12 protein-coding genes are annotated in these 11,619 nt (G+C 44.7%); all 12 read left to right on the top strand.

Annotated elements, in window-relative coordinates:
- The first annotated feature begins 85 nt into the window (after nt 1-85).
- Nucleotides 86-1,504 (top strand): anthranilate synthase component I family protein, encoded by a 1,419-nt coding sequence (locus AC04NP_RS17725; RefSeq protein WP_482861200.1) that lies wholly within the window; start codon nt 86-88, stop codon nt 1,502-1,504.
- 54 nt (nt 1,505-1,558) lie between these two features.
- On the top strand, nt 1,559-2,131 hold the full coding sequence (locus AC04NP_RS17720; protein ID WP_482861342.1) for an anthranilate synthase component II: 573 nt from the start codon (nt 1,559-1,561) through the stop codon (nt 2,129-2,131).
- A 1-nt stretch (nt 2,132) separates the two neighbouring features.
- Complete coding sequence (locus tag AC04NP_RS17715) at nt 2,133-2,291, top strand: hypothetical protein (protein ID WP_482861199.1); 159 nt, start codon at nt 2,133-2,135, stop codon at nt 2,289-2,291.
- A 41-nt stretch (nt 2,292-2,332) separates the two neighbouring features.
- Nucleotides 2,333-3,319 (top strand): anthranilate phosphoribosyltransferase, encoded by a 987-nt coding sequence (gene trpD, locus AC04NP_RS17710; RefSeq protein WP_482861198.1) that lies wholly within the window; start codon nt 2,333-2,335, stop codon nt 3,317-3,319.
- Nucleotides 3,320-3,349: 30 nt separating this feature from the next.
- Complete coding sequence (trpC, locus tag AC04NP_RS17705) at nt 3,350-4,165, top strand: indole-3-glycerol phosphate synthase TrpC (protein WP_482861197.1); 816 nt, start codon at nt 3,350-3,352, stop codon at nt 4,163-4,165.
- A 16-nt stretch (nt 4,166-4,181) separates the two neighbouring features.
- Nucleotides 4,182-4,829 (top strand): phosphoribosylanthranilate isomerase, encoded by a 648-nt coding sequence (locus AC04NP_RS17700; RefSeq protein WP_482861195.1) that lies wholly within the window; start codon nt 4,182-4,184, stop codon nt 4,827-4,829.
- Between the two features lie 15 nt (nt 4,830-4,844).
- Nucleotides 4,845-6,026 carry a tryptophan synthase subunit beta gene (gene trpB, locus AC04NP_RS17695; protein WP_482861194.1) on the top strand — a complete coding sequence of 394 codons (1,182 nt, stop codon included), beginning with the start codon at nt 4,845-4,847 and terminating at the stop codon, nt 6,024-6,026.
- Between the two features lie 40 nt (nt 6,027-6,066).
- Entirely contained in the window at nt 6,067-6,858 is a 792-nt protein-coding gene (trpA, locus tag AC04NP_RS17690) for a tryptophan synthase subunit alpha (protein ID WP_482861193.1), read from the top strand.
- 136 nt (nt 6,859-6,994) lie between these two features.
- Nucleotides 6,995-8,005 (top strand): bifunctional 3-deoxy-7-phosphoheptulonate synthase/chorismate mutase, encoded by a 1,011-nt coding sequence (locus AC04NP_RS17685; protein WP_482861192.1) that lies wholly within the window; start codon nt 6,995-6,997, stop codon nt 8,003-8,005.
- 275 nt (nt 8,006-8,280) lie between these two features.
- Complete coding sequence (locus AC04NP_RS17680) at nt 8,281-9,465, top strand: pyridoxal phosphate-dependent aminotransferase (protein ID WP_482861191.1); 1,185 nt, start codon at nt 8,281-8,283, stop codon at nt 9,463-9,465.
- A gap of 151 nt (nt 9,466-9,616) precedes the next feature.
- The gene (locus AC04NP_RS17675; RefSeq protein WP_482861190.1) at nt 9,617-10,495 is read left to right on the top strand and encodes a prephenate dehydrogenase; all 879 of its coding nucleotides are present in this window, start codon (nt 9,617-9,619) and stop codon (nt 10,493-10,495) included.
- Between the two features lie 5 nt (nt 10,496-10,500).
- Entirely contained in the window at nt 10,501-11,601 is a 1,101-nt protein-coding gene (locus AC04NP_RS17670; RefSeq protein WP_482861189.1) for a chorismate mutase, read from the top strand.
- The last annotated feature ends 18 nt before the right edge of the window (nt 11,602-11,619 follow it).

Here is an 11,619-nt window from a genome sequence, read left to right as displayed (position 1 = left end):
AAGATAGCTTTATAGTAATTAAAAATATCACTTAAGCTCGCTGTTCACAGTGAGCTTTTTTTTTGGCAGTAAAAATGAGTAAACCTTGAAACCATATCCCTTAAATACCAGGCACAAAAACTTCCTCGCAGATACCATCACGCCGGTGAGTATCTATCTTAAGTTGCGCGATAAGTATCTTAACCCGATTTTACTTGAAAGTTCTGATTACCACGGTAATGAAAACAGCTTTTCCTATATCTGCTGTGAACCTATCGCCAGTTTTGAGGTAAGCAAGCAACACATAAAGATGGATTTTCCTGATGAAAAGGTAATTTCCATGCCTATTGAAAACAGGCATGAAGTTATTAACCGGTTGGACGAATTTAACAAGGCCTTTCAGGCGGCGACTAATGGCTATGGCTTTATCAGTAATGGCCTTTTTGGTTACATGGCCTACGATGCCGTGCAATACTATGAAGAGGTGGACCTGGATAACACAAAAGAGCGGGTCGATGAAATCCCGCAGATTGTTTACCGGGTGTATAAATACGTCATCGCCGTTGATCATTTTAAAAACGAATTACATATTTTTGAGCACCAATATGCCGGTGATGTGAAGGAGAGCGGTATTGACAAAATTGCTGCCTTGATCAATAACAAAAACTATCCCGGATATACCTTCATCACCAATGGAAGCGAGGTTTCCAATTACACCGATGAGGAGTTTTTGGAGATAATCAGCAAAGGCAAAGCGCATTGCCACAGGGGAAATGTCTTTCAAATAGTACTCTCCCGGCGGTTTGAGTCCACTTTCAGTGGTGATGAATTCAATGTTTACCGGGCGCTGCGGTCGATCAACCCTTCCCCGTATCTGTTTTACTTTGATTATGGGAGTTACAAGATATTCGGTTCTTCGCCGGAAGCGCAGATTGTGATTAAGGACAGGAAGGCTACTATTTACCCCATCGCAGGCACTTTTAGAAGAACAGGAAATGACCAGGCAGATGCGGATCTCGCGAGAAAGCTGTACGATGATCCTAAAGAGAATTCAGAGCATGTGATGCTGGTAGATCTGGCACGGAATGATTTAAGCCGGGCCTGCGGGGATGTGGAGGTAGAAACATTCAAAGAAATCCAGTACTATTCTCATGTGATCCATTTGGTTTCAAAGGTGGTCGGTGAACTGCAGGAAGACATTTCGCCAGCCAGCATTGTGGCTGACACCTTTCCGGCGGGAACGTTGTCGGGGGCACCCAAACATATGGCTTTGCAATTGATAGACAGGTATGAAAATGCCTCGAGAGGGTATTATGGTGGGGCGATTGGATTTATGGGGTTTAACGGGGATTTTAATCATGCCATTATGATCCGGTCATTTTTAAGCAAAGATAACAAATTGTATTACCAGGCCGGCGCCGGTATTGTGGCCAAGTCAGATGTTAAAAGCGAATTACAGGAGGTGCACAATAAACTGGGGGCCCTAAGGCAGGCAATAGATCTGGCCAAAGAGATATCCGGTTGATAAGCATCTGTTTTCAGGACGAATATTTCAAAGAAGGCGGTAAGATAAATTATGATGAAACTGTTAGTGTTAGATAATTATGACTCATTTACCTACAACCTCGTTCATATTATCAGGGAACTGGGTTATAGCCGTAATATGAGTATTTACAGGAATGATAAAATTACCCTGGAAAACGTAGGTCGATACGATAAAATATTACTGTCACCGGGGCCTGGTATACCTGAAGAGGCAGGTATCATGTCTGGCCTGATCAGGGAATACGGGACTTCCAAATCCATCCTGGGTGTTTGCCTGGGGCACCAGGGCATAGCTGAAGCATTTGGTGGGGCAATATTTAATATGCCGGTGGTTTTGCATGGTGTGGCCGATAAAACGATCGTCACTGATGAAACCGAGCCGATTTTCAAGGGCCTGCCAAAGACTTTCATGGCCTGTCGTTATCACTCCTGGTCAGTGGTGCCGGATTCTTTGAACGGGGATCTGCATATCACCGCTGTCGATGAAAAAGATAACATTATGGCATTGTCGCATCGTAAATTTGATGTAAAGGGTGTGCAGTTTCACCCGGAATCCATATTAACTGAACATGGTGTCACCATTATGCAAAATTGGTTGGAATTGTAAAATGTCTGTGGAACATTTCGGGAACTATGTTAAAGACATGAGAAGCTACAGCATAACAGGTGGTTGCGATGAGAAAATAGTAGGTAGGGACGGTCTTTTGGCCGGCGCCAGGTTAGAGGCGCGGAGGCACAAAGGTGATTTGAATTATACCTGGTCATAGCATGGCTTGAAGCCATACTATGACTTCAAGAAATTTGATATATGAAAGAGGTTTTAAACAATTTATTTGAATACAAATCGCTCGATAAGCAGCAGGCAAAGCAGATACTGATTAACTTAGCCAAAGGCGAGTATAATCGAAGTCAGGTGGCGGCTTTTCTGACGGTGTACCTGATGCGCAGTATAACCGTAGAGGAACTGGAGGGATTCCGGGACGCCATGCTGGAGCTGTGTATTCCGTTGGAAATTGATGATTATGAGGCCATTGACCTGTGCGGCACCGGGGGTGATGGAAAGGATACTTTTAACATTTCAACCCTTTCCTCCTTCATTGTGGCCGGCGCCGGGCAAAAAGTGGCTAAACATGGAAACAACGGTGTTTCCTCCGTTTGTGGTTCTTCTAACCTGCTGGCACACTTCGGTTATCAGTTCACTAACGAAAAAGACAAGCTCCTCGAGAGTCTTGATAAGGCGGGTATATGCTTTCTTCATGCGCCCTTATTTCATCCGGCTATGAAAAATGTAGCGCCCATCAGGAAAGAACTAGGTGTCAAAACCTTCTTTAACATGCTGGGGCCGATTGTAAATCCCTCTTTTCCCAAAAAGCAATTGGTAGGGGTCTTTAACCTGGAGCTGGCCAGATTGTATGGCTACCTGCATCAGAAAACAGATAAGCGTTATATCGTTTTGCATTCGCTGGATGGATACGATGAGGTTTCACTTACCGGACCTTTCAAAATGTTGTCAAACGAAAATGAGAAGGTGCTTTTTCCGGGTGAACTGGGGTTTCAAACCTGGCCCCGGGAAGCTTTGTGGGGAGGGAAGACGGTGGAGGAATCAGCGAAGATATTCATGAAAGTTTTGCAGGGAGAAGGTACGGAAGCCCAAAACCAGGTGGTCACCGCTAACGCAGGCCTGGCCCTTCATTGCGGTATGTCGGTCAGCATGCAAGAGGGCATTGAGGCAGCTAAAGATTCGTTGCATTCAGGTAAAGCATTACAAACTTTTAAAAAATTACTGGAGGTTTAACCGAAAATAAAATTGATAAAAAATACCCAAATGGATATATTAGACAAAATACTAGCCCACAAAAAAAAGGAAGTAGATGAACGGAAGGGTTTGTTTCCGGTAAAGCTGCTCGAAAAAAGCATTTACTTTCCAGGCAAAACTGTTTCCCTCAAAAAGTATCTCAAACGGCCTGACCTGTCGGGGGTAATTGCAGAAATTAAAAGAAAATCCCCTTCCAAAGGAATGATCAATAAGCATGTTAGCGTCGAAAAAACATCTATCGGTTACATGCAGGCAGGTGCATCGGCCTTATCGGTGCTTACTGATTTTGAGTTTTTCGGTGGTACCAACGAAGATCTGAAAACTGCCAGAAAGTTTAACTTTTGCCCAATCCTGAGAAAGGAATTTATCATCGATGAGTATCAGATCATAGAAGCCAAGTCAATTGGGGCAGACGCTATCCTGCTTATTGCTGCGGCTTTGCCTCCTGACCGGTTGAAGCAACTGGCGGCTGCGGCACGGTCACTGGGGCTGGAAGTGTTGATGGAGGTACATAATGCAGAGGAATTAAGCGGGAACCTGCACGATGAAGTGGATCTGATCGGAGTAAATAACAGAAATCTGAAAACCTTTGAAGTAAGTATCGATACCTCCCGTAATCTGGCGGCGGCTATACCCTCACAGTATGTAAAAGTCGCAGAAAGTGGCATTAGTGCACCGGAAACTATTGTTGAATTAAAACAATTCGGATTTGAAGGTTTCCTGATCGGGGAAACTTTTATGAAATATAGCAGGCCGGAACTGGTCTGCCGCAGATTCATTGCGGCAGTAAACCAGGTAGATCATTCCGATACGGTCGTAAATTAAAATTTTAACTTTTCAAATGATGAAGCTGAAAGTGTGCGGTATGAAATACCCGGAAAATATGAAAGCCGTAATCAGGCTTTCACCGGACTTTTTAGGGTTTATCTTTTACCCGAAATCGCCACGCTACATGGCAGAAAGCATTAAGCCGGAGGATGTTCATGATATACCTTCTACTATCAAAAAGGTGGGTGTTTTTGTCAATGAGTCTGTGCCTGAAATTTCTAAAAGAATGAATGAATATGGCCTTGATCTGGTGCAACTTCACGGGGGGGAAAGCCCTGATTTTTGTAAGCAGGTAAAAGCTATGGGTGTTGGTGTGATCAAGGTATTTCACATTGATGCCAGCATAGATTGGGAACAGTTGAGAAATTACCAGCCGTTCACCGACTACTTTTTGTTCGACACAAAAAGTGAAAACTATGGTGGTACGGGAAAATCATTTAACTGGGAGGTTTTGAATGGCTATGACCTGGAAAAGCCCTATTTCCTGGGAGGTGGGGTAAGTTTGGAAAATATCGATATGGTTAAGAAAACCGGGAAAAACGGGCCTTTGGTGCTGGACGTTAACAGCAAGTTTGAAACAAAGCCAGGCCATAAAGACATCACTTTACTGACAAAGCTGACTGAGAAACTGGCCCTGGATTTCCTGCAAACCAAACCTTAAAGAAAACAAAATTTTATGCAGTATACAGTAGATCAAAACGGTTATTACGGCAACTTTGGCGGGGCATTCATTCCCGAGATGTTGTATCCGAATGTGGAGGAGCTCAGGCAAAACTACCTGGCTATTATGGAAGATACGTCCTTTCAGCAGGAGTTCGAGGCGCTATTGAGCGATTATGTAGGTCGTCCTACACCATTGTACCTGGCGCAACGGCTTTCTGAACATTTCGGCGCCAGGGTTTATCTGAAAAGGGAAGACCTCAATCACACCGGGGCCCACAAAATCAATAACACTATTGGACAGATACTATTAGCACAAAGGTTAGGGAAGAAGCGCATAATAGCCGAAACCGGTGCCGGGCAGCATGGTGTAGCTACGGCGACTGTCTGTGCTTTGATGGGTATCGATTGCGTGGTGTACATGGGGGAAGTGGATATTCACCGGCAAAAACCCAATGTGGAAAGAATGAAGTTGCTCGGGGCAAAAGTGGTACCGGCACTCAGCGGCAGCAAGACGCTCAAGGATGCCACTAATGAAGCCATGAGGCATTGGATCAACAATCCGGTTGATACCCATTACATCATTGGATCGGTTGTAGGGCCACACCCTTATCCTGATATGGTGGCCCGCTTTCAGGCGGTCATCAGTGAGGAAATGATCTGGCAGTTGGAGGCAAAAGAGGGCAGAAAGCACCCTGACTACATCGTAGCCTGCGTAGGAGGGGGTAGCAACGCAGCCGGCGCCTATTATCACTTTATGGATGACCCGGCAGTAAAACTTGTGGCCGCCGAGGCGGGAGGTGAGGGCATTAAGAGCGGCAAATCAGCCGCCACCACCTTCCTCGGGAAACCGGGGGTTTTACATGGCTCAAAAACGCTGTTGATGCAAACCCCTGACGGACAGGTGGTTGAACCTCATTCTGTTTCGGCAGGACTTGATTATCCAGGTATAGGCCCTTTACATGCCCACCTGTTTGATGCCGGAAGGGCCCGCTTTATAAGCATTACTGATGCCGAGGCCATGAAAGCCGGCATTTTATTATGTAAACTGGAAGGCATCATTCCCGCAATCGAGTCTGCGCATGCGATTGCAGCACTTAACAAGATGGCGCTCACAGATACCGACGTTGTGGTAATAAATCTTTCGGGCAGGGGGGATAAAGATCTGGAAACCTATATCGGGTGGGGCGGGTATTGACAGTTTAGCAGAGACATGGGTCTCGTAAAAATTTCAAAAAATGAAGACAGCAATTCAGGTAAATAACAGAATTAATCGTTTGTTTAAGCATAAGCACCGGAACATCCTGTCGGTTTATTTTACCGCCGGATACCCCGGGATTGACGATACCAGGCCCACCATTGAGACCCTGTCCGCATGTGGGGCGGATTTAATCGAAATCGGCATACCCTTTTCAGACCCCGTAGCCGATGGCCCCACTATTCAGGCAAGCAGCCAGGCGGCCCTTGACAATGGTATGACGCTGACTAAACTTTTCAGCCAAATAAAGGATATCAGAAAATCGGTGGACATCCCTTTAATCCTGATGGGTTACGTGAATCCTATACTACAGTTTGGTTTGGAGGAATTTTGTAAAAATGCCAGGTCAGCCGGTATTGACGGCCTCATTATCCCCGATTTACCCATGCAGGAATACCTGGAACAATACAAGGTTTTGTTCGATCAAAATGCATTACACAACATTTTTCTCATTTCCCCTCAAACCTCTCCTGAGAGAATCAGGCTAATAGATGAAAACACTGACGGATTTATTTACATGGTTTCATCGGCCAGCATAACCGGTGCAAAGTCGGGTATTACTCCTGAACAGGAGCGTTATTTTGAGCGGATAAATGCCATGAATCTAAAAAATCCAACCTTGATAGGATTTGGAATTTCCAATAAAGCCACTTTTGACAAAGCCTGTGCATATGCACGGGGCGCTATTATAGGAAGTGCCTTTATCAAATCTTTGGACAAGGAAAAAGATTTGAAGGGGTCAATTACTGATTTTATGCATACGATTAAGTGATAGTTTACTATGATAAAATTATAGTTTATATAGTTTGTAGTACGGTTTAGTCATAGTATGGCTTTGAGCCATGCTATGGCTGTTTGGAATCATGCTTTTGGCAGGACATTTTTAGACACCATAAAAAAATTAGACCATGATCATTCAATTTAACAAAAATGCAGCGCCTGATCAGAAAGACAAGATCATTGAGAAGGTGGAAAGCCTTCGGTACAAATCAACCCTCGTATCCACTCAGGAAGGTGACTATCTTGTAGGCACCGGCAAGCGGGAATTTGATATCCGGGAGCTGGGGCATTTTCCTGGTATAGACGACATTCATATTGTTTCAGATGACTACAAGCTTGTATCGAGAAAATGGAAGGTAACACCCACCCGCATAGATTTAGGGGATGGAGTTTGCATAAAAGAGGGGGGATTGGGCATCATGGCCGGGCCCTGCTCAATCGAAGGTGAGGAGCAGATTGCCAAAACCATTGATCATTTGACGGGGAACGATGTGAAAATCATGCGGGGAGGTGTCTACAAACCCAGAAGTTCACCTTATTCCTTTCGGGGAATGGGCATAGCAGGGCTTAAAACGTGGTACGAACTGGCAAGCAAGGCAGGAATTAAAATCATTACCGAGGTCATGCAGGTTTCCCAGATTGAAGAAATGTACGACTACGTGGATATCTACCAGGTAGGGGCCAGAAATACGCAAAACTTCAATTTGCTGGATGAACTGGGAAAAGTCGATAAACCGGTAATGATAAAGCGCGGAATATCCGGAACCATTGATGAACTGCTGTATTCGGCTGAGTATGTTTTTTCAGCCGGTAATGAAAGGCTTATCCTTTGTGAAAGGGGGATTCGCACTTATGAAAGGGCGAGTCGTAATACGATGGATCTGAACGCCATCCCTATTTTAAAAGAAAAGACGCATTTACCTGTAGTGGCAGATCCTTCACATGGTATAGGCATCAGGCATCATGTCGAACCAATTGCGCTGGCCAGTATTATGGCGGGAGCCGATGGCATCATTTATGAAACCCACGAAAAGCCCGAAGAAGCTTACTCGGACGGTCAGCAGACCCTGAATTTCGCAGAATCAAAACAATTGATCAGAAAGATGCGACAGGTAGTTGATTTGAGGGAAAGATTGTGACCGGTGACAATGAAACCAAGGAAACATTAACATTTTATTAATTTTTTTAGAATAACTTTTGATTTATAAAATGCTTTGTTAGTTTTGTACCGATGAAAATCATAAACACAAAATATTACTTTTACTACCACTACTTTAGAAACCTGGCGTTTCGAACCGGTAAAAGTATGTTTAAGTTAGCATAGAAAAATTTAAATAAGATATACAGAGCCTGGTTCGGAGAAAGAGCCAGGCTTTTTTATTATAACAAAAGTCACCAAGATAAAACTTGTGAAATGATTATACCGCAGGCAAACAGGTTAAACAATGTCAGGGAGTATTACTTTTCAAAAAAGCTTGAAGAGATCCGTAATATGAATAGCAAAGGCATGAATGTTTTGAATCTGGGAATAGGGAATCCGGATTTAAGCCCTTCACGGGAAACTATTCAGGCTTTACATGAATCTTCACGCCAACCGGCAAATCATGGCTATCAGAATTACCGGGGCATTACCGGGCTGCGTGAGGCGATCGCCAGGTGGTATCTGAGGATTTATGGTGTAAGGTTAGATCCCATCAGTGAAATTTTGCCGTTGATAGGTTCCAAGGAGGGCATCATGCATATCTCGATGGCATTCCTAAACCCCGGTGATGAAGTTTTGGTACCCGATCCGGGCTACCCCACCTATAAATCTGTCAGTGAATTGGTTGGGGCCAATATCAAAACCTATGAACTGGATGAAAGCCAGCATTGGCTGATCGACCTGGAACGGCTGAAAAAGGCTGACCTGAGCAGGGTAAAAATCATGTGGCTCAACTATCCCAATATGCCAACAGGCGCGAAGGGTAGCAAGGTGTTATTTAGAGAACTGGTCGCTTTGGCCAGAAAGCATGAATTTCTGATCGTCAATGACAATCCCTATAGCCTGATTCTGAACGACGACCCTCAAAGCCTTTTGTCCGTCGATGGGGCCAGGGAAGTTGCGCTTGAATTGAATTCCCTTAGTAAATCCCATAACATGGCCGGCTGGCGGCTGGGATGGGTAAGTGGCCACCGGGATTATATTAACACCATTCTCAGGTGTAAAAGCAATGTTGACTCGGGCATGTTCCTGCCCATTCAACACGCTGCCATCGAAGCACTTAAAAACCCCGCATCATGGCACCAGGAGCAAAATCAGGCCTACGCCCACCGCCGGAAGTTAAGTTGGCAATTGCTCGACCTGCTGGGTTGTACCTATGATGCATTCCAAACCGGACTGTTTATCTGGGCAAAAATTCCGGACAGTGAACCCGACCTGAAATCATTTGTTGATACATTGTTGTATGAGGCGAAAGTTTTCATCACGCCGGGCTTCATTTTTGGCTCCCGGGGTGACCGGTATATTCGCATTTCGCTTTGCAACAAGGAAGAGGTGGTTGAAGAAGCTATTAACAGAATAAAAAAGCACATCCATCAAAATAAAGCCAAAGTCATATGAAATTATCTAAGAAACTTAACGGTCGCAGATGTAAGAAGCAGTTGACAAAAGCCCTTCGTGTCTTTGTGCCTTTGTGGTTTGCCTTTTCCACCACAAAGGCACAAAGACGCGAAGAGGCACGGAGTCGTAGAATAACTTCAGCGAAACTGATATGAAAGTCACCATTGTAGGCATCGGATTAATTGGCGGCTCACTGGCCCTGAGTCTGAAGAGAAACGGTTTTGCATCGGAGATCATGGCGGTGGATAACAATGAAACACACCTCAAGAAAGCCCTGGCATTAGGAATAGCCGACGAAGTTATGTCTCTGGACCAGGCCTTACCGAAATCAGATATTATCATATTGGCGATTCCTGTTGATGCTGCCATAAGCCTTTTGCCAACCATACTGGATCAAATTGAGGGCGAACAGATCGTAGCAGATATGGGTTCCACCAAAAGAGATATTTGCAGGGAGGTGACCGGTCATCCCAGGCGTGGCAGTTTTGTAGCCTCCCATCCCATTGCCGGCACGGAGAATAGTGGCCCGGAAGCCGCTTTCGCTACCTTGTTTTTGGATAAGGTAGGGATTATATGCGATAAGGAGTTCAGTAACCCGGAAGCCCTTACCGTGATAGAAAAGCTGTACAAAAGCCTTTTTATGAGGTTGACATACATGGACGCTTCAGAGCACGATCGTCATATAGCCTATGTATCACATCTCTCACATATTACCTCATTTACACTGGGTTTGACCGTGTTAGAGGTAGAAAAAAACGAAAAGAACATATTCGATATGGCTGGTAGCGGTTTTGCTTCTACCGCCCGGCTGGCCAAGAGCTCGCCGGCCATGTGGGCCCCCATATTTGATCAAAATGCCGAAAACCTGTCGAAAGTTTTGTCCGCTTACATTAAAAACCTGGAGTTGTTCAAGGAATTGATAGACCAGGGCGAGCAGGACAGGGTTTTTCAACTGATGGAAGAAGCCAATGATATAAGAAGAATACTGAATGGTATTGAGTTAAACGAGAACAATAAGATTAAAATTTAGATATTATGAAACCGAATTTGAAAACCGTCCCAATGAAAGAATGGGGCCTGGGGCTCGATGATTTTTGCGTCATCAGCGGGCCCTGCAGTGCGGAAAACGAGGACCAGGTAGTGTCTACCGCCAAGGCTGTTGCCGAGAACGACAGGGTAAAAGTATTAAGAGCCGGTATTTGGAAACCCAGAACAAGGCCTAACTCTTTTGAGGGAGTAGGAGAAGTCGGGCTGAAATGGCTCAATGCGGCAAAGGAAGCTACGGGATTGCCTATAGCTACCGAAGTTGCCAATGCGCAACACGTTGATGTTTGCTTAAAATATGGTGTCGACATTCTTTGGGTCGGTGCCAGAAGTACTGTTAACCCGTTTACCGTGCAGGAAATAGCAGATGCCTTGAAAGGGGTGGATATACCTGTAATTGTTAAAAATCCCATAAACCCTGATCTTCAACTGTGGATAGGGGCGCTGGAAAGAATTAATCAGGCAGGGATTACCCGGCTAGCTGCCATTCACAGGGGGTTTTCTTCTTTTGAGAAAACACCATTCAGAAATGTACCCATGTGGGAGATACCCATTGAATTGAAGCGGCTATGCCCGGAAATTGAGATTATTTGCGATCCCAGCCATATTGCGGGTAACCGTGACATCATACCTTTTATCGCCCAAAAAGCCATTGATATGGATATGCACGGGCTGATGATCGAAAGCCATATTCAGCCTTCTATCGCTTTGAGTGATGCCAAACAGCAACTGAAACCGGCCAATCTGGTGAAATTGGTCGCGGAATTAAAATTACGCCATCCCGAATCACCCAATAAAGAATTTGAAAACCTGCTGGATGAATTCAGATCAGAGATCGATGAGTTGGATGAACAATTGATCCAGAAATTAAGCGTGAGGATGAATATTTCGGAGAAAATCGGTGAATACAAAAGGGATAACGACGTCACTATCCTGCAGGTGGATCGCTGGAATGACGTCATCAAACGCCGGGTTAATATGGCCAAAGCCCTGGGTTTGAGTGATACTTTCATGAACAAATTTCTGGCTATCGTGCACGAAGAATCAATTAGAAGACAAACTGATGTAATGAATAATGCTATGGTTAAATAATTATCATTATCTTTCCCG

The sequence above is a fragment of the Agaribacillus sp. DX54 genome (assembly GCF_056858335.1).
This window is presented reverse-complemented; position numbering and strand designations above follow the sequence as displayed.